The organism is Klebsiella sp. G-Nf4 (assembly GCF_002810615.1).
GTDB lineage: Bacteria > Pseudomonadota > Gammaproteobacteria > Enterobacterales > Enterobacteriaceae > Klebsiella > Klebsiella variicola.
In genome coordinates this window covers 1-18053 of record NZ_PION01000018.1, presented here as the reverse complement: position 1 = coordinate 18053, position 18053 = coordinate 1, and the positions used below count along the sequence as shown (strand labels likewise).

The 18053-nt window shown below is 56.5% G+C and carries 17 protein-coding genes; 14 read left to right on the top strand and 3 right to left on the bottom strand.

What is annotated here, in order from left to right:
* Nucleotides 1–6: 6 nt before the first annotated feature.
* The 8 genes from rmuC to tatD all read left to right on the top strand — a co-directional run bounded on the left by rmuC (nucleotide 7) and on the right by tatD (nucleotide 7076).
* Nucleotides 7–1455: a DNA recombination protein RmuC gene (gene rmuC, locus CWM57_RS25700; protein WP_074387403.1), complete on the top strand. Its 1449-nt coding sequence runs from the start codon at nucleotides 7–9 to the stop codon at nucleotides 1453–1455.
* A gap of 70 nt (nucleotides 1456–1525) precedes the next feature.
* Nucleotides 1526–2281, top strand: coding sequence for a bifunctional demethylmenaquinone methyltransferase/2-methoxy-6-polyprenyl-1,4-benzoquinol methylase UbiE (ubiE, locus tag CWM57_RS25695; RefSeq protein WP_008807935.1), 756 nt, complete (start codon nucleotides 1526–1528; stop codon nucleotides 2279–2281).
* A 13-nt stretch (nucleotides 2282–2294) separates the two neighbouring features.
* Nucleotides 2295–2900, top strand: a complete 606-nt coding sequence (ubiJ, locus tag CWM57_RS25690; RefSeq protein WP_061156175.1) for a ubiquinone biosynthesis protein UbiJ — start codon at nucleotides 2295–2297, stop codon at nucleotides 2898–2900.
* On the top strand, nucleotides 2897–4537 hold the full coding sequence (gene ubiB, locus CWM57_RS25685; protein ID WP_061156174.1) for a ubiquinone biosynthesis regulatory protein kinase UbiB: 1641 nt from the start codon (nucleotides 2897–2899) through the stop codon (nucleotides 4535–4537). The genes ubiJ and ubiB overlap by 4 nt, the downstream gene beginning before the upstream one ends.
* 129 nt (nucleotides 4538–4666) lie before the next feature.
* Nucleotides 4667–4918, top strand: coding sequence for a Sec-independent protein translocase subunit TatA (tatA, locus tag CWM57_RS25680; RefSeq protein ID WP_002883425.1), 252 nt, complete (start codon nucleotides 4667–4669; stop codon nucleotides 4916–4918).
* Between the two features lie 3 nt (nucleotides 4919–4921).
* A complete protein-coding gene (gene tatB, locus CWM57_RS25675) occupies nucleotides 4922–5458 on the top strand; it encodes a Sec-independent protein translocase protein TatB (protein WP_074387402.1) in 537 nt (178 codons plus the stop codon).
* Between the two features lie 2 nt (nucleotides 5459–5460).
* A complete protein-coding gene (tatC, locus tag CWM57_RS25670; RefSeq protein ID WP_074387401.1) occupies nucleotides 5461–6240 on the top strand; it encodes a Sec-independent protein translocase subunit TatC in 780 nt (259 codons plus the stop codon).
* A 32-nt stretch (nucleotides 6241–6272) separates the two neighbouring features.
* Entirely contained in the window at nucleotides 6273–7076 is an 804-nt protein-coding gene (gene tatD, locus CWM57_RS25665) for a 3'-5' ssDNA/RNA exonuclease TatD (RefSeq protein WP_165784263.1), read from the top strand.
* On the opposite strand, the gene rfaH is transcribed toward tatD, so the two are convergent.
* On the bottom strand, nucleotides 7073–7561 hold the full coding sequence (gene rfaH / locus CWM57_RS25660; protein WP_008807930.1) for a transcription/translation regulatory transformer protein RfaH: 489 nt from the start codon (nucleotides 7559–7561) through the stop codon (nucleotides 7073–7075). The genes tatD and rfaH overlap by 4 nt on opposite strands.
* 178 nt (nucleotides 7562–7739) lie before the next feature.
* Between rfaH and ubiD the strand changes: the two genes are divergently transcribed.
* A complete protein-coding gene (gene ubiD, locus CWM57_RS25655; RefSeq protein WP_100676574.1) occupies nucleotides 7740–9209 on the top strand; it encodes a 4-hydroxy-3-polyprenylbenzoate decarboxylase in 1470 nt (489 codons plus the stop codon).
* Between the two features lie 55 nt (nucleotides 9210–9264).
* Entirely contained in the window at nucleotides 9265–9966 is a 702-nt protein-coding gene (fre, locus tag CWM57_RS25650) for an NAD(P)H-flavin reductase (RefSeq protein ID WP_008807928.1), read from the top strand.
* A 106-nt stretch (nucleotides 9967–10072) separates the two neighbouring features.
* Here fre and fadA read toward each other — a convergent pair whose 3' ends face one another.
* Both fadA and fadB read right to left on the bottom strand, forming a co-directional pair.
* The gene (gene fadA / locus CWM57_RS25645) at nucleotides 10073–11236 is read right to left on the bottom strand and encodes an acetyl-CoA C-acyltransferase FadA (RefSeq protein WP_008807927.1); all 1164 of its coding nucleotides are present in this window, start codon (nucleotides 11234–11236) and stop codon (nucleotides 10073–10075) included.
* Nucleotides 11237–11245: 9 nt separating this feature from the next.
* Entirely contained in the window at nucleotides 11246–13435 is a 2190-nt protein-coding gene (gene fadB, locus CWM57_RS25640; RefSeq protein ID WP_016160082.1) for a fatty acid oxidation complex subunit alpha FadB, read from the bottom strand.
* A gap of 191 nt (nucleotides 13436–13626) precedes the next feature.
* Here fadB and pepQ point away from each other — a divergent pair, with 191 nt between their 5' ends.
* From pepQ to hemG, 4 genes are read left to right on the top strand one after another with little or no spacing between them, the layout of a single operon-like run.
* The gene (pepQ, locus tag CWM57_RS25630; protein WP_016160083.1) at nucleotides 13627–14958 is read left to right on the top strand and encodes a Xaa-Pro dipeptidase; all 1332 of its coding nucleotides are present in this window, start codon (nucleotides 13627–13629) and stop codon (nucleotides 14956–14958) included.
* Nucleotides 14958–15572 (top strand): IMPACT family protein, encoded by a 615-nt coding sequence (locus tag CWM57_RS25625; RefSeq protein ID WP_074387398.1) that lies wholly within the window; start codon nucleotides 14958–14960, stop codon nucleotides 15570–15572. Before pepQ ends, CWM57_RS25625 begins: the two co-directional genes overlap by 1 nt.
* Before the next feature lie 39 nt (nucleotides 15573–15611).
* The gene (gene trkH / locus CWM57_RS25620; protein WP_061156164.1) at nucleotides 15612–17063 is read left to right on the top strand and encodes a Trk system potassium transporter TrkH; all 1452 of its coding nucleotides are present in this window, start codon (nucleotides 15612–15614) and stop codon (nucleotides 17061–17063) included.
* Between the two features lie 11 nt (nucleotides 17064–17074).
* Entirely contained in the window at nucleotides 17075–17608 is a 534-nt protein-coding gene (gene hemG, locus CWM57_RS25615) for a menaquinone-dependent protoporphyrinogen IX dehydrogenase (protein WP_074387397.1), read from the top strand.
* Nucleotides 17609–18053 lie beyond the last annotated feature (445 nt).

The following is an 18053-nucleotide window of genomic DNA, read 5'->3' as shown; positions in this document are numbered from 1 at the left end:
GGCGTCGTGGATCTCTCAATCATTATCAGCGCGGTTATCGCACTGGCTGCCGGGTTAATGGTCGGCTGGCTGGCAACCAAAGCGCGCGCCGACCAAATCCGGGCCGATCTGATCGAGGAGCGGCGAGAGCTGGATATTGAGCTGAGCGCCGCCCGTCAGCAGCTGGTGCAGGAGGCCCACTGGCGTGAGGAGTGCGAGCTGCTGAACAATGAGCTGCGCAGTCTGCGGGATATCAATACCTCGCTGGAGGCTGATCTGCGTGAAGTCACCACCCGGCTCGAATCCACCCAACTGCATGCGGAAGATAAGATCCGTCAGATGGTTAACAGCGAGCAGCGCCTGAGCGAGCAGTTTGAAAACCTCGCCAACCGCATTTTCGAACACAGCAACCGGCGCGTCGATGAGCAAAATCGCCAGAGCCTGCATGGCCTGCTGACCCCGCTGCGCGAACAGCTCGATGGGTTCCGTCGCCAGGTGCAGGAGAGCTTTGGCCAGGAGGCGCGGGAAAGGCACACCCTGGCGCATGAGATCCGCAATCTGCAGCAGCTGAACGCGCAGATGGCGCAGGAGGCGCTGAACCTGACCAAAGCGCTGAAGGGTGATAACAAAACCCAGGGCAACTGGGGGGAAGTCGTTTTAACCCGCGTGCTGGAGGCCTCCGGCCTGCGCGAAGGCTATGAGTACCAGACTCAGGTTAGCATCGAGACCGACAACCGCTCGCGGATGCAGCCGGACGTTATCGTGCGCCTGCCGCAGGGCAAAGACGTCGTTATCGATGCCAAAATGACCCTGGTCGCCTATGAACGCTATTTCAACGCCGAAGACGACTACACCCGCGAAGTCGCGCTGCAGGAACATCTTGCCTCGGTGCGAAACCATATTCGCCTGTTGGGACGCAAGGATTATCAACAGCTGCCGGGCCTGCGATCTCTTGACTACGTGCTGATGTTTATTCCCGTCGAGCCGGCTTTCCTGCTGGCCATCGACCGTCAGCCCGAACTCATCAGCGAGGCGTTGCAAAATAATATCATGCTGGTCAGCCCGACGACGCTGCTGGTAGCCCTGCGTACTATCGCCAATCTGTGGCGCTATGAGCATCAGAGCCGCAACGCGCAGAAGATCGCCGAGCGGGCGGGGCGCCTTTACGACAAAATGCGCTTGTTTGTGGATGATATGTCCGCCATCGGCCAGAGTCTGGATAAGGCGCAAGAGAACTATCGCCAGGCGATGAAAAAGCTCGCTTCCGGGCGCGGGAATCTGCTGGCCCAGGCGGAGGCCTTTCGCGGCCTGGGGGTGGAGGTGAAGCGCGGGATAAATCCTGATTTAGTCGAACAAGCCACTGCCCAGGACGATGAATATCGTCTCGAAGAGGAGGATAACCTCCCGGAAAATGACGCATTTTCACCCGACTCTGCCGAGGCGTTGCATAATCGGGAGGCGGCTCCGCCACGCTGAAACGTATGGGAAATGCGCTGAATCTGATACACTCAGTGAACATTTTCTTGAAAAGCAAGCAGGCATAGAGATGGTTGAGGATTCACAAGAAACGACGCACTTTGGCTTTCAGACGGTCGCTAAAGAGCAGAAACAGGACATGGTGGCGCATGTATTCCATTCTGTCGCGGCAAAGTATGATGTGATGAACGACTTGATGTCGTTCGGTATCCATCGTTTGTGGAAGCGTTTCACCATCGACTGCAGCGGCGTACGTCGCGGGCAGACCGTGCTGGATCTGGCGGGGGGGACCGGCGATTTGACGGCCAAGTTCTCCCGTCTGGTAGGGGAAACCGGTCGCGTCATGCTTGCTGATATCAATGATTCCATGCTCAAAATGGGCCGCGAAAAGCTGCGCAATATCGGCATCGTGGGTAACGTTGAGTATGTTCAGGCCAACGCGGAAGCCCTGCCGTTTGCTGATAACACCTTCGACTGCATCACCATCTCTTTCGGTCTGCGTAACGTGACCGATAAAGAAAAAGCGCTGCGTTCGATGTACCGCGTGCTGAAGCCGGGCGGACGTCTGCTGGTGCTGGAGTTTTCTAAACCGATTATCGAACCGCTCAGCAAAGCCTACGACGCTTACTCCTTCCATATCCTGCCGAAGGTGGGGGAACTGGTGGCAAAAGACGGCGACAGCTATCGCTATCTGGCAGAATCTATCCGTATGCACCCGGATCAGGAAACCCTGAAAGGGATGATGCAGGATGCCGGTTTTGAAAGTGTCGACTATCACAACCTGACGGCGGGTATCGTTGCCTTGCATCGCGGTTACAAGTTCTGACAGGAGGGACGCTATGCCTTTCACACCCCTGGTGACCGCTGGCATTGAAACGGCGCTGAATACTTTTCTCTGGCGCGACAAGGCGCTAAAACCCGCCCGTCAGCGCCTGCTGGGTAAGGTATTGCGAGTTCAACTGCAGGACTTTTCCACCCCGATCGTACTGGCGTTCAGCGAACGCCAGATAGATGTCCTGAGTGCCTGGGAGGGTGAGGCCGACTGCACTGTGATTACCCGGCTCAGCGTGCTGCCCAAACTGCGTAATCGTCAGCAGCTCACGGCGCTTATTCGTAGCGGCGATCTGGAAGTGCAGGGCGATCTGCAAGTGGTGCAGAACATGGTCTCCCTGTGCGATCTGGCGGAGTTCGATCCCGCTGAATTGCTGGCGCCTTATACCGGCGATATCGTGGCTGAAGGTGTCGGCAAAGCCCTCCGCGGCGGCGCTCAGTTTCTACTGAAGGGTGCGCAGCGCCAGCAGCGCTATGTCGCGGAAGCGATCACTGAAGAGTGGCGACTGGCGCCTGGGCCGCTGGAGCTGGCATGGTTTGCGGAAGAAACGACGGCTATTGAACGCGCGCTGGCCGCACTGGAAAAACGGCTGGAAACGCTGGAGGGCAAATGACGCCAGGAGAATTACGGCGCCTGTATTTCATCATCCACACCTTTTTGAGCTACGGGCTCGATGAGCTCATCCCCAAAATTCGTCTCACGCTGCCGCTGCGTATCTGGCGGCGGATGCTGTTCTGGATGCCAAATCGTCATCAAGACCAACCTCTTGGCACCCGTCTCCGCCTGGCGCTTCAGGAGCTGGGGCCGGTGTGGATTAAATTTGGCCAGATGCTTTCCACGCGGCGGGATCTCTTCCCGCCGCAAATCGCCGATCAGCTGGCGCTGTTGCAGGACCGCGTGGCTCCCTTTGAAGGAAAGCTCGCGCAGCAGCAGATAGAGAAAGCGATGGGTGGCCTGCCGGTGGAAGCCTGGTTTGATGATTTCTCCGTAGAGCCGTTAGCCTCGGCGTCCATCGCCCAGGTGCATACCGCGCGTCTGAAAGAGAATGGCAAAGAGGTGGTTATCAAGGTTATCCGCCCGGATATTTTGCCGATCATTAAAGCGGACATGAAGCTCATCTACCGCCTGGCGCGCTGGGTGCCTCGTCTGCTGCCTGACGGCCGTCGTTTGCGTCCGCAGGAGGTGGTCCGCGAGTATGAAAAAACGCTGCTGGACGAGCTGAACCTGTTGCGGGAATCCGCCAACGCCATTCAGCTACGGCGTAATTTCGAAGACAGCCCGATGCTGTATGTGCCGGAGGTTTACCCCGATTACTGCAGCGAAAGCATGATGGTGATGGAGCGCATCTACGGTATCCCGGTGTCCGACGTGGAGGCGCTGGAGGCCCAGGGGACCAATATGCAGCTGCTGGCGGAGCGGGGCGTGCAGGTCTTCTTTACCCAGGTGTTCCGCGACAGCTTTTTCCATGCCGATATGCACCCTGGCAACATATTCGTTAGCTACGAGCACCCGGAAGATCCGCAGTATATCGGCATCGACTGCGGTATTGTCGGCTCGCTGAACAAAGAAGATAAGCGCTATCTGGCGGAAAACTTTATCGCCTTCTTCAACCGCGATTATCGTAAGGTGGCCGAGCTGCACGTGGACTCCGGTTGGGTACCGCCCGATACCAACGTCGAAGAGTTTGAGTTCGCGATCCGCACGGTTTGCGAGCCGATCTTTGAGAAGCCGCTGGCGGAGATCTCCTTCGGTCACGTGCTGCTTAACCTGTTCAACACTGCGCGGCGCTTCAATATGGAAGTCCAGCCGCAGCTCGTTTTGCTGCAGAAGACATTACTTTACGTAGAAGGGGTAGGCCGGCAGCTCTATCCTCAGTTAGACTTGTGGAAAACGGCGAAGCCTTTCCTCGAGTCGTGGATCAAAGATCAGGTCGGCATTCCGGCGCTGGTGCGCGCGTTTAAAGACAAAGCGCCGTTCTGGATCGAAAGAATGCCCGAAATACCTGAGCTGGTGTATCAGAGCCTGCAGCAGAGCAAACAGCTGCAGACCAGCGTCGATACCATCGTGCGGGATATGCATGTGCGTCATGTCCGCCAGGGGCAGTCCCGTTATCTGTTTGGTATAGGCGCGGTTTTATTGCTCAGTGGTACGCTGCTCTTTATCCATCGCCCTGAGTGGGGAATGATGCCCGGCTGGCTGATGGCCGGCGGTATCGTCACCTGGCTGATTGGCTGGCGGAAAACCCACTGATCGGTTCGCCTCTTCATGACGCAGGCTAATTTGCGCAAAATCATGCCAGTCGCCTGACGAAGAGGCGGCTTGCAGGATGGCGTGTATAATGCGTCCACACAAATCATCATCTGTCATAGGGGAACGTGTATGGGTGGTATCAGTATTTGGCAGTTATTAATTGTTGTCGTCATCGTAGTTCTGCTTTTTGGGACGAAGAAGCTGAGCTCACTGGGGTCAGACTTAGGGGCATCGATCAAAGGCTTTAAAAAAGCCATGAGTGATGATGATAAACCCGAAAAGTCGGCGCCAGACGCAGATTTCACGGCGAAAACCATCGCCGATAAACAGGATGATGCAAAAAAAGACGAGACAAAACGCCACGACAAAGAGCAGGTGTAACTCGTGTTCGATATTGGTTTTAGTGAACTACTGCTGGTGTTTGTTATTGGCCTCATTGTTCTGGGGCCACAGCGGCTCCCCGTAGCGGTTAAAACGGTAGTTGGCTGGATCCGTACGCTACGGTCGCTGGCGACCACGGTACAAAATGAGCTGGCCCAGGAGCTAAAACTGCAGGAGTTCCAGGAGAGCCTCAAAAAGGTGGAAAAGGCCAGCCTGAACAACCTGACGCCGGAGCTGAAAGCCTCCATGGATGAACTGCGCGAGGCCGCAGAGTCGATGAAGCGTTCCTATAGCGCCCACGATCCTGAAAAGGCCAGCGACGAAGCCAATACCATCCATAATCCGGTGGTGAAAGGCAGCGAAGCGCAACGGCAGGACGTCACGCCGGCGACGGCAGAGCATCAGGCTAGCGCTCCGGCTCATGCGCCGGAGCCAGTTGTCGATGAGCAACCCGCTTCACCGGCTGACCTTCCGGCAGAGAAAACCCCCGCGACTGCGGCAGCTCCGCATTCTTCCCCCGCATCGAGTGATAAACCGTAAACATGGGCGTAGACGATACTCAACCGTTAATTTCGCATCTGATTGAGCTGCGCAAGCGTCTGCTCAACAGCATCATTGCTATCCTGGTGATCTTCCTGGCGCTGGTCTATTTCGCCAATGATATCTATCAGCTGGTCTCGGCTCCGCTTATCAGCAAGATGCCGGTGGGCGCGACGATGATCGCCACTGATGTCGCTTCACCTTTCTTTACGCCGATAAAGCTGACCTTCATGGTGTCGGTGATCCTGTCAGTGCCGATTATTCTTTATCAGGTATGGGCCTTCGTCGCGCCGGCGCTGTATAAGCACGAGCGCCGGCTGGTGGTGCCCTTACTGGTCTCCAGTACGCTGCTGTTCTATATCGGCATGGCTTTCGCTTATTTTGTCGTGTTTCCGCTGGCGTTCGGCTTCCTGACCCATGCTGCTCCGGAGGGGGTGCTGGTCTCGACCGATATCCGCAGCTATCTCGACTTCGTGATGGCGCTGTTTATGGCGTTCGGGGTCTCTTTTGAGGTACCGGTCGCCATTGTGCTGCTCTGCTGGATGGGCGTTACCACGCCGGAAGAACTGCGCAAAAAACGGCCGTATGTGCTGGTGGGCGCCTTCGTGGTGGGCATGCTGCTGACGCCGCCGGACGTATTCTCGCAGACGCTGCTGGCCATTCCGATGTACTGTCTGTTTGAAGTAGGCGTGTTCTTCGCCCGCTTCTACACCGGGAAGCGCCAGACGCGTGATGACGATGCCGCGGCCGAAGCTGAAGCCGCAGAGCACAGAGAAGAGTAATACCGCCAACCGCCCGTCAGGGCGGTTGTCATATGGGAGCGATCATGTTTGATATCGGCGTTAATCTGACCAGTTCGCAGTTTTCCCGCGACCGTGATGAGGTGGTGGCCCGCGCCCAGGCGGCGGGGGTTCACGGCATGCTGCTGACCGGCACAAATTTGCCGGAGAGCCAGCAGGCGCAGAAACTGGCGAGCCATTATTCCGGCTGCTGGTCCACGGCGGGGGTTCATCCCCATGACGGCAGCAGCTGGACGCCAGCGGTCGCCGAGGCGATTTATACCCTCACCCGCGAGCCGCAGGTGGTGGCGATAGGTGAGTGCGGTCTGGATTTCAACCGTAATTTCTCCACGCCGCAGGAGCAGGAGGCAGCGTTCAGCGCCCAGCTGGCGCTGGCCGCTGAGCTGTCGATGCCGGTGTTTTTACACTGCCGCGACGCCCACGACCGGTTTCTGGCGCTGCTTAAACCCTGGCTTGAGAAGATCCCGGGCGCGGTGCTGCACTGCTTTACCGGCAGCCGCAGCGAGGTGCAGGAATGTCTGAATCTGGGCCTGTTTATCGGTATTACCGGTTGGGTATGCGATGAGCGGCGGGGACTGGAGCTGCGCGAGCTGCTGCCGGCGATCCCGGCGGAACGTCTGCTGCTGGAGACTGATGCGCCTTATCTGTTGCCGCGCGACCTCAAGCCGAAACCGGCCTCGCGGCGTAACGAGCCCGCGTATTTGCCGCATATCCTGGCAAGCGTCGCGACCTGGCGGGGCGAAGAGGCGCAATGGCTGGAGGCGCAAACGGACGCAAACGTCAGGACGCTGTTTGGCATCGACGTTAACGACGTTTAGATTTTCTGGAAGTCGGTATTTTTAACGCTCTGCAGGACTTGCTTATTCAGCAGGTTTAACAGCAACATAGAACGTGCTTCACCGTCCGGCTCGGTGAAGATAGCCTGTAAGCCTTCGAACGCGCCGTCGGTGATTAGCACGCTATCGCCCTCATGCGGCGTCTCCGGGTCGGTGATGCCTTCTGGTTTGTAGATAGAGAGCTGATGAATCACCGCCGAGGGAACGACAGCGGGCAAGGCGCCAAAGCGCACGAAGTTGTTAACCCCGCGGGTGGCGCTGATGGTGGTGGTATGAATCACCTCTGGATCGAACTCAATAAACAGGTAGTTCGGGAACAGCGGTTCGCTGACCATGGTGCGTTTACCGCGAATGATTTTTTCCAGCGCAATCGTCGGCATCAGGCAGTTAACTGACTGACGTTCAAGATGTTCCTGGGCTCGTTGTAGCTGCCCACGTTTGCAATACAGTAAGTACCAGGCTTGCATAATGACTCATTCCACTTCTAATAACGGCAAGCATAACAAATGGCTGGTGTAATCGCGAAAGCCATTATAATTGAAATCCAAATTTCAGCGTTCTTTCACGCTAATTTAACAAAATTACAGCATCGCGCCGTCGAACACCGTATAATTAGCCGCCTGTAGAGAGGTCTATAACACTTTCATGAAATACCACGATCTTCGCGACTTTCTGACACTCCTGGAACAACAGGGCGAACTAAAACGTATCACTCTGCCGGTCGATCCTCACCTGGAAATCACCGAAATTGCCGACCGGACCCTTCGCGCCGGTGGCCCGGCGCTGCTGTTTGAAAATCCGAAAGGCTATACCATGCCGGTGCTGTGCAACCTGTTCGGTACGCCGCGTCGCGTGGCCTTGGGGATGGGGCAGGAAGAGGTCAGTTCGCTGCGCGAGGTGGGTAAGCTGTTAGCTTTTCTGAAAGAGCCGGAACCGCCAAAAGGCTTCCGCGATCTGTTTGATAAGCTGCCGCAGTTCAAGCAAGTGCTGAATATGCCGACCAAACGCCTGCGCGGCGCGCCCTGCCAGCAAAAAATCATCCAGGGCGATGACGTCGATCTCAACAAAATCCCGATTATGACCTGCTGGCCGGAAGATGCCGCGCCGCTGATCACCTGGGGGCTGACGGTAACCCGTGGTCCACACAAAGAGCGGCAAAATCTGGGTATTTATCGCCAGCAGCTGATCGGCAAAAATAAACTCATCATGCGCTGGCTTTCCCACCGCGGCGGCGCGCTCGATTTCCAGGAGTGGTGCGCGGCGCATCCCGGCGAGCGCTTCCCGGTTTCCGTGGCGCTTGGCGCCGATCCGGCGACCATTCTTGGCGCGGTGACGCCGGTGCCCGATACGCTGTCGGAATATGCTTTCGCAGGCTTGCTGCGCGGCACCAAGACCGAAGTGGTGAAGTGCGTTTCCAATGACCTTGAAGTGCCAGCCAGCGCGGAAATTGTGCTCGAAGGTTACATTGAGGCCGGTGAGATGGCGCCGGAAGGCCCGTATGGCGATCATACTGGCTACTACAATGAAGTCGATAGCTTCTCGGTGTTTACGGTAACCCACATTACCCAGCGCGAAGACGCGATTTATCATTCGACCTATACCGGTCGTCCGCCGGATGAACCTGCGGTGCTGGGCGTGGCGCTGAACGAAGTCTTTGTGCCCATTCTGCAAAAGCAGTTCCCGGAAATCGTCGACTTCTATCTGCCGCCGGAAGGGTGTTCCTACCGCCTGGCGGTGGTGACGATGAAAAAACAGTATGCGGGTCATGCCAAGCGCGTGATGATGGGCGTCTGGTCGTTCCTGCGCCAGTTCATGTATACCAAATTCGTGATCGTTTGCGATGACGATGTCAACGCACGCGACTGGAACGATGTGATTTGGGCGATCACTACCCGTATGGACCCGGCTCGTGATACGGTACTGGTAGAAAATACGCCAATAGATTATCTGGATTTTGCCTCGCCGGTTTCCGGCCTGGGTTCAAAAATGGGGCTGGATGCCACGAATAAATGGCCTGGCGAAACCCAGCGTGAATGGGGTCGTCCAATCAAAAAAGATCCTCAGGTGACGGCGCGCATCGACGCCATCTGGGATGAACTGGCCATCTTTAAATAACAGTAAGCGGGGCTAACGCCGCTGTTTTGCTCTATAGACCCGACAGAGGGGACGCATGACAACCTTAAGCTGTAAAGTGACCTCAGTGGAGGCGATTACCGATACCGTGTATCGCGTTCGATTAGTACCGGAAGCGGCATTCTCTTTCCGCGCTGGCCAGTATCTGATGGTGGTAATGGACGAGCGCGACAAGCGTCCGTTCTCTATGGCTTCCACGCCGTCGGAACACGAGTTTATCGAGCTACATATCGGTGCTTCTGAACTCAATCTGTATGCGATGGCGGTCATGGATCGCATTCTGAAAGAGCGTGAAATTGAGGTTGATATTCCGCATGGCGAAGCGTGGCTGCGCGATGACGAAGATCGTCCGCTGATTCTGATCGCCGGCGGCACCGGTTTCTCTTATGTGCGTTCTATTCTGTTAACCGCGCTGGCGCGTAACCCGGATCGCGATATCGCCATTTATTGGGGCGGCCGCGAGGCTAAGCATCTGTACGATCTGGCCGAGCTGGAAGCGTTAAGCATCAAGCATCCGAATCTGCGCATCGAGCCGGTGGTAGAGCAACCGGAAGAAGGGTGGCGTGGTCGCTCCGGTACGGTACTCACCGCCGTGCTGCAGGATTACGGTACGCTGGCCGAGCATGATATTTACATTGCCGGTCGTTTTGAGATGGCCAAGATTGCCCGCGACCTGTTCTGCAACGAACGCGGCGCGCGCGAAGATCGCCTGTTTGGCGATGCGTTTGCCTTTATCTGAAAAGAAAAAACCCGCCCCTGACAGGCGGGAAGAACGGCAACTAAACCTGCTCTCTTCGCCATTGCTGCCTGTTTCTGGTCGCAATGGCGTTGAGATAACCCTTCGATTAAATCCGCTCAAACACAGTGGCAATACCCTGACCTAAACCGATACACATGGTCGCCAGACCGAACTGCGCGTCTTTGCGTTCCATCTGATTGATCAACGTGGTGCTAATGCGCGCCCCGGAGCAGCCCAGCGGATGTCCGAGCGCGATCGCGCCGCCGTTGAGGTTGATCTTCTCGTCAATCTGCTCCATCAAGCCCAGATCTTTAATACACGGAAGGATCTGCGCGGCAAACGCTTCATTCATTTCAAAGACGTCAATATCGCTGGTGGATAAGCCCGCTTTTTTCAGCGCCAGCTTTGAGGCCGGAACCGGGCCATAACCCATAATTGACGGGTCGCAGCCGACCACCGCCATCGAACGGACGCGGGCGCGTGGCTTCAGCCCCAGCTCGCGGGCGCGGCTTTCGCTCATCAGCAGCATCGCCGCCGCGCCGTCGGAAAGGGCGGAAGAGGTACCCGCCGTTACCGTACCGGTCACCGGATCAAATGCCGGTCTCAGCGCCGCCAGCGCTTCGACGGTGGTTTCCGGGCGGATCACTTCGTCATAGTTAAAAGACTTCAGTACGCCATCGGCATCGTGGCCACCGGTCGGGATAATCTCGGCTTTGAAGGCGCCTGATTGCGTCGCCGCCCAGGCGCGAGCGTGAGAGCGTGCGGCGAACTGATCCTGCATTTCGCGGCTGATGCCGTGTAGACGCGCCAGCATTTCCGCGGTCAGCCCCATCATGCCGGCGGCTTTCGCCACATTACGGCTGAGGCCCGGATGGAAATCAACACCGTGGCTCATTGGCACATGACCCATGTGCTCGACGCCGCCAATCAGGCAGACGCTGGCATCGCCGGTCATGATCATACGGGCCGCATCGTGCAGCGCCTGCATGGAGGAACCGCAAAGGCGGTTAACCGTCGTCGCCGGTACCGAGTGCGGGATTTCTGCCAGCAGCGCGGCGTTACGCGCAATGTTGAAACCCTGCTCCAGCGTTTGTTGCACGCAGCCCCAGTAAATATCGTCAATCGCGCTCGCCTCAAGCGATGGGTTACGCGAAAGCAGGCTACGCATCAGGTGCGCGGAGAGATCTTCCGCACGCACGTTGCGAAAGGCGCCGCCCTTTGAACGGCCCATCGGGGTGCGAATTGCATCGACAATGACAACCTGTTCCATTGTGACTCCTTAAGCCGTTTTCAGAGCGCCAACCGGACGGGCTGGCTCTACCTGGGGATAATACGCTTCGTTATGGCGCGCTTTGTCACGCAGACCGGCTGGCACGTCATACAGCGGGCCAAGGTGCTGGTATTGCTGTGCCATATCGAGATACTTCGCGCTGCCGATGGTGTCCAGCCAGCGGAATGCGCCGCCGTGGAACGGAGGGAAGCCCAGGCCGTATACCAGCGCCATATCCGCTTCCGCCGGGCTGGCGATAATACCTTCCTCCAGGCAGCGGACGACTTCGTTAACCATTGGGATCATCATGCGAGCGATAATCTCTTCATCGCTGAAATCGCGCTTCGGCTGGCTGACGTCGGCCAGCAGGCTGTCGACTGCGGCATCTTCTTCTTTCTTCGGCTTGCCTTTACTGTCTTCTTTATAACGCCAGAAGCCGAGGCCATTCTTCTGGCCGAAACGGCTGGCGTCAAACAGGGCGTCGATTGCGTCGCGATAATCTTTCTGCATCCGCTGCGGGAAGCCCGCCGCCATGACGGCCTGGGCATGGTGGGCGGTATCGATGCCGACCACGTCCAGCAGATAAGCCGGGCCCATCGGCCAGCCAAACTGTTTTTCCATCACTTTGTCGACTTTGCGGAAATCCGCCCCGTCACGCAGCAGCTGGCTAAAGCCGGCGAAGTAGGGGAACAGCACGCGGTTGACGAAGAAGCCGGGACAATCATTCACCACGATTGGCGTCTTGCCCATTTTGCTGGCCCAGGCCACAACTGTGGCGATGGTCTTATCCGAGGTTTTTTCGCCGCGGATCACTTCAACCAGCGGCATGCGATGCACCGGGTTAAAGAAGTGCATACCGCAGAAGTTTTCCGGGCGCTGCAGCACGCTTGCCAGTTCGCTGATGGGGATTGTAGAGGTGTTAGACGCCAGCACGGTATCTGGGCGTACTTTTGCCTCGGTTTCGGCCAGCACCGCTTTCTTCACTTTCGGGTTTTCCACCACCGCTTCAACAACCACGTCGACGCGATCAAAACCGCTGTATTCCAGGGTTGGCTGAATGGTGCTAATCACCCCGGCCAGTTTCAGACCGTCGATTTTTCCGCGTTCCAGTTGCTTGTTCAGCAGCTTCGCCGCTTCGGTCATGCCAAGGGTCAGCGATTTGTCGCTAATGTCTTTCATCACCACTGGCACGCCTTTCCAGGCCGACTGATATGCGATACCGCCGCCCATAATGCCAGCGCCCAGGACAGCAGCATGCTTCGGCGTCTCGACATCTTTGGTCAACTTTTTCGCTTTCGCTTTGACGTACTGGTCGTTCAGGAAGATACCAACCAGCGCGCGGGCCTCATTGGTATGGGCCAGCGGGACAAAGCTTTTATTTTCCAGCACCAGGGCTTCTTCACGACCAAGACGCGCGGCGGCTTCAATGGTTTTCACCGCGGTGATCGGCGCCGGGTAATGTTTCCCGGCAGTTTGCGCGACCATGCCTTTGGCAATCGTGAAGCTCATGGTGGCTTCAATTTTGCTGAGCTTCAGCGGTTCCAGTTTCGGCTGACGTTTAGCTTTCCAGTCCAGGTCGCCATTAATGGCCTGACGCAGGATCGCCAGCGCGCCATCGCGCAGTTTTTCCGCTGCGACCACGCCATCCACCAGGCCGATTTTCAGCGCTTGATCGGCGCCGACGTCTTTTCCGGCGGCAATAATTTCCAGCGCGCTATCGGCGCCGAGCAGGCGCGGCAGACGCACGGAACCGCCGAAGCCTGGCATAATGCCGAGCTTGGTTTCCGGCAGACCGATACGTAGATCCGGCGTCGCCAGGCGGTAATCGGTCGCCAGGACGCATTCACAACCGCCGCCCAGCGCGTAACCATTGACGGCAGAGATAGTCGGGACGGGAAGATCTTCCAGACGATTGAAAACGCTGTTAGCAAAATGCAACCACTGGCTTAACTGCTCCTCAGGGACCAGGAACAGCGAGAGAAATTCGGTGATATCCGCGCCGACGATAAAAGCCGCTTTTTCAGAGCGCAGCAGCAGGCCTTTGAGATCGTTTTGTTTTTCCAGTACGTCCAGCGCGTGACCGAGGCTGGCTACGGTTGCGGTATCAAGTTTGTTGACCGAACCTGGGGCATCGAACACCAGTTCGGCGATGCCATCTTCCAGCCAGTCGAGGTACAGGGTGTCGCCTTTGTAGAGCATGTCAGTCTCCTGAATCCAGCAATATGATCTGGTCATACCAGATGAAACGGAGTGTGGAATTTATGTTAAAGAATTGCAAATTACTCTTTAAATAATTGCTGGTCGGATCACATCCGGCGGAAATCACCCGCACGCAGGGTGATGTGCTAAGATGCGGAGTATCACGATCCCATAAAAGCAAAGGATGAAAGATGGAATCCCTGTCCGCGCTCTATAAAAATCATATTGTTACCCTACAAGAACGTACCCGTGACGTGCTGACCCGTTTTCAAATGGATGCGTTGCTGATTCACTCCGGTGAATTGGTTAACGTCTTCCTTGACGACCATCCGTATCCGTTCAAGGTCAACCCGCAGTTCAAAGCCTGGGTGCCAGTGACCCAGGTGCCTAACTGCTGGCTGCTGGTGGATGGCGTCAACAAACCGAAGCTGTGGTTCTATCTGCCGGTCGATTACTGGCACAACGTCGAGCCGCTGCCAACCTCATTCTGGACCGAAGAGGTTGACGTTATTGCTCTGCCGAAGGCCGATGGTATCGGCAGCCAGCTGCCTGCCGCTCGCGGTAATATCGGCTATATTGGGCCGGTACCGGAGCGCGCGCTGGGGCTGGGTATCGCTGCGGATAAGATCAACCCGAAAGGGGTTATCGATTACCTGCACTACTATCGGGCTTACAAAACGGATTACGAACTGGCCTGCATGCGTGAAGCGCAGAAATCGGCGGTCAATGGCCATCGCGCGGCCTATGAAGCGTTCCAGTCCGGAATGAGCGAATTCGATATCAACCAGGCCTATCTCACCGCCACCGGCCATCGTGATACCGACGTGCCTTACAGCAACATCGTGGCGCTGAATGAGCATGCTTCTGTCCTGCACTACACCAAACTGGATCATCGCGCCCCGGCGGAGATGCGCAGCTTCCTGCTCGACGCCGGTGCAGAATATAACGGCTATGCCGCAGATCTGACGCGAACCTGGGCGGCACACGGCGACAACGACTTTGCCCATCTGATTAAAGACGTTAATGACGAGCAGCTGGCGCTGATTAGCACCATGAAGGCCGGGACCCGTTATGTTGATTACCATATCCAGTTCCATCAGCGCATCGCAAAGCTGCTGCGTAAACATCAGTTAGTCTCCGACATGAGCGAAGAGGCGATGGTGGAGAATGACCTGACCGGGCCGTTTATGCCGCACGGGATTGGCCATCCGCTGGGTCTGCAGGTACATGATGTTGCTGGCTTTATGCAGGATGACACCGGTACGCATCTGGCGGCGCCGTCGAAATATCCGTATCTGCGCTGCACCCGTATTATCGAGCCGCGCATGGTGCTGACCATTGAACCCGGCATCTACTTCATCGAGTCGTTACTGGCGCCGTGGCGTGAAGGCCCGTTCAGCAAGCACTTCAACTGGCAGAAAATTGACGCCATGAAACCGTTTGGCGGGATCCGTATCGAAGATAACGTGGTGGTTCACGAAAACAGCATTGAAAATATGACGCGCGATCTGAAGCTGGCGTAATGGAAAGCTGGTTAATCCCGGCGGCGCCGGTTACCGTCGTTGAGGAGATTAAAAAAAGCCGTTTTATCACGTTGTTGGCGCATACCGACGGCGTGGCGGCGGCTAAAGCCTTTGTCGAGTCCGTCAGAGCGGATCACCCTGATGCCCGTCACCACTGCGTGGCGTGGGTCGCCGGGCCGCCTGATGATTCGCAACAGCTGGGATTTTCTGACGATGGCGAACCGGCGGGGACGGCGGGCAAACCGATGCTGGCGCAGTTGATGGGGTGCGGTGTGGGTGAGATAACCGCTGTCGTCGTGCGTTACTACGGTGGTATCCTGCTGGGCACCGGCGGCCTGGTCAAAGCCTATGGCGGCGGTGTTCATCAGGCGCTGGCGCAGTTGACAACGCAGCGCAAGACGCCGCTAACGGCATATACTTTGCAATGTGAGTATGGGCAACTGGCTGGCGTCGAATCGCTGCTTGCCCAATTCTCCGGGCGCGTAGTCGAAAGCGAATATCTGGCGTCGGTTCGGCTTCGCGTGGCGCTTCCCCGGGCCGAAGTGGCGGCTTTTTCAGCAAAACTGGCTGATTTTAGTCGCGGTTCATTGCAATTACTGAAGATTGACGAATAATCCCCTCTGTTTTTTTGCCTATCAAAGGAAGCGCCAGAGATGCATTTTCGCGCCATAACCCGAATCGTTGGACTGTTGGTCATCTTATTTTCGGGGACGATGATCGTTCCGGGATTAGTGGCCCTGATATATCGCGATGGCGCGGGGCGGGCCTTCACTCAAACCTTTTTTGTTGCGCTGGCGATTGGCTCCATGCTGTGGTGGCCGAATCGTAAGCAAAAAGGCGAACTGAAATCCCGCGAAGGGTTTCTGATCGTGGTGCTGTTCTGGACTGTGCTGGGGAGCGTGGGGGCCTTGCCCTTTATTTTCGCCGAGCAGCCGAACCTGACGGTGACGGATGCCTTCTTCGAGTCATTTTCCGGCCTGACGACGACCGGGGCGACCACGCTGGTGGGGCTGGACTCGTTACCCCATGCAATCCTCTTTTACCGGCAGATGCTGCAGTGGTTCGGTGGTATGGGGATCATTGTGCTGGCGGTGGCGATTCTGCCTATCCTCGGCGTCGGGGGGATGCAGCTCTACCGTGCGGAAATGCCCGGCCCGTTGAAAGACAACAAGATGCGCCCGCGTATCGCCGAGACGGCGAAGACGCTGTGGCTAATCTATGTGTTATTGACGATAGCCTGCGCATTGGCGCTCTGGTTTGCCGGTATGCCGGCCTTCGATGCGATTGGTCATAGCTTTTCCACCATCGCTATCGGTGGTTTCTCGACTCATGATGCCAGCGTCGGCTATTTCAATAGCCCGATGATTAACTCCATCATCGCGATCTTTTTGCTGATCTCTGGCTGTAACTACGGTCTGCATTTTTCATTATTGAGCGGACGCAGCCTGAAGGTGTACTGGCGCGACCCAGAATTTCGGATGTTCATTGGCGTCCAGTTGACGCTGGTCATCATCTGTACGCTGGTGCTATGGCTTCATAACGTGTACGGATCGGTGCTGACGACGCTGAATCAGGCATTTTTCCAGGTGGTGTCGATGGCGACCACCGCGGGGTTCACCACCGATAGCATTGCGCGCTGGCCGTTGTTCCTGCCGGTGCTGCTGCTCTGCTCCGCATTTATCGGCGGCTGCGCCGGGTCCACGGGCGGTGGCTTAAAGGTGATCCGTATCCTGTTGCTGTTCAAGCAGGGCAACCGTGAGCTTAAGCGTCTGGTACACCCGAATGCGGTGTATAGCATCAAGTTAGGTAACCGCGCGCTGCCGGAACGAATTCTTGAAGCTGTGTGGGGTTTCTTCTCCGCCTATGCGCTGGTCTTTATCATTAGTATGCTGGCGATTATTGCCACCGGGGTGGATGACTTCTCTGCCTTCGCCTCCGTAGTGGCGACGTTGAACAACCTCGGGCCTGGGCTTGGCGTTGTCGCGGACAACTTTGCCACCATGAACCCGGTCGCGAAATGGATCCTGATTGCTAATATGCTGTTTGGTCGTCTGGAAGTGTTCACCTTACTGGTGCTCTTTACTCCCACTTTCTGGCGCGAATAACAGGAGTGCTCGTGAAAACTTTAATACTCTTCTCCACCCGCGACGGGCAGACCCGTGAAATCGCTTCGTTTCTGGCCTCCGAGCTAAAAGAGCTGGGCATCGATGCGGATACCTTGAACCTGAATCGTACCGATGTCGTCGAATGGCATCACTACGATCGGGTGGTCATTGGCGCGTCGATTCGCTACGGGCACTTTCATCCGGCGGTGGACCGCTTTGTGAAAAAGCATCTGGTATCATTGCAGGCGCTGCCGGGAGCATTCTTCTCGGTCAACCTGGTAGCCCGTAAACCCGAGAAGCGTACGCCGCAGACCAACAGCTATACGCGTAAGTTTCTGTTGAACTCGCCGTGGCAGCCGCAGAGCTGCGCGGTGTTTGCCGGCGCGCTGCGCTACCCGCGCTACCGCTGGTACGATCGATTTATGATCCGCCTGATTATGAAAATGACCGGAGGCGAAACGGATATCCGGAAAGAGGTGGTCTATACCGACTGGCAACAGGTATCCCGGTTTGCTCGGGAAATCGCTCAAATGGCGAGCAAATAGCGCGTAAAACTCGCGTTGTGGTGGAAAATCGAGCGAACGAAAAGTTTTTTTGAATTTCCCCTTGTCACCTCAGAATTACTCCCTATAATGCGCCTCCACTGACACGGAACAACGGCAAGCAAGCCGCCGGGTCAGCGAGGTTCCGGTGAGAACCTCGCGGAGAAAAGCAAAAATAAATGCTTGACTCTGCAGCGGGAAAGCGTAATATGCACACCCCGCGCCGCAGCGAAAAACGAAGCGGCACTGCTCTTTAACAATTTATCAGACAATCTGTGTGGGCACTCAAAGTGACATGGATTCTTAACGTCCTTGGACGAAAAATGAATACCAAGTCTCTGAGTGAACATACGTAATTCATTACGAAGTTTAATTCACGAGCATCAAACTTAAATTGAAGAGTTTGATCATGGCTCAGATTGAACGCTGGCGGCAGGCCTAACACATG

Bases quoted from the DNA above. Each gene is read 5' to 3' on its own strand.
- ubiE (WP_008807935.1), top strand. From the start codon at position 1,526: ATGGTTGAGGATTCACAAGAAACGACGCACTTTGGCTTTCAGACGGTC.
- ubiJ (WP_061156175.1), top strand. From the start codon at position 2,295: ATGCCTTTCACACCCCTGGTGACCGCTGGCATTGAAACGGCGCTGAAT.
- ubiB (WP_061156174.1), top strand. From the start codon at position 2,897: ATGACGCCAGGAGAATTACGGCGCCTGTATTTCATCATCCACACCTTT.
- tatA (WP_002883425.1), top strand. From the start codon at position 4,667: ATGGGTGGTATCAGTATTTGGCAGTTATTAATTGTTGTCGTCATCGTA.
- tatC (WP_074387401.1), top strand. From the start codon at position 5,461: ATGGGCGTAGACGATACTCAACCGTTAATTTCGCATCTGATTGAGCTG.
- tatD (WP_165784263.1), top strand. From the start codon at position 6,273: ATGGGAGCGATCATGTTTGATATCGGCGTTAATCTGACCAGTTCGCAG.
- rfaH (WP_008807930.1), bottom strand. From the start codon at position 7,561: ATGCAAGCCTGGTACTTACTGTATTGCAAACGTGGGCAGCTACAACGA.
- ubiD (WP_100676574.1), top strand. From the start codon at position 7,740: ATGAAATACCACGATCTTCGCGACTTTCTGACACTCCTGGAACAACAG.
- fre (WP_008807928.1), top strand. From the start codon at position 9,265: ATGACAACCTTAAGCTGTAAAGTGACCTCAGTGGAGGCGATTACCGAT.
- fadA (WP_008807927.1), bottom strand. From the start codon at position 11,236: ATGGAACAGGTTGTCATTGTCGATGCAATTCGCACCCCGATGGGCCGT.
- fadB (WP_016160082.1), bottom strand. From the start codon at position 13,435: ATGCTCTACAAAGGCGACACCCTGTACCTCGACTGGCTGGAAGATGGC.
- pepQ (WP_016160083.1), top strand. From the start codon at position 13,627: ATGGAATCCCTGTCCGCGCTCTATAAAAATCATATTGTTACCCTACAA.
- CWM57_RS25625 (WP_074387398.1), top strand. From the start codon at position 14,958: ATGGAAAGCTGGTTAATCCCGGCGGCGCCGGTTACCGTCGTTGAGGAG.
- trkH (WP_061156164.1), top strand. From the start codon at position 15,612: ATGCATTTTCGCGCCATAACCCGAATCGTTGGACTGTTGGTCATCTTA.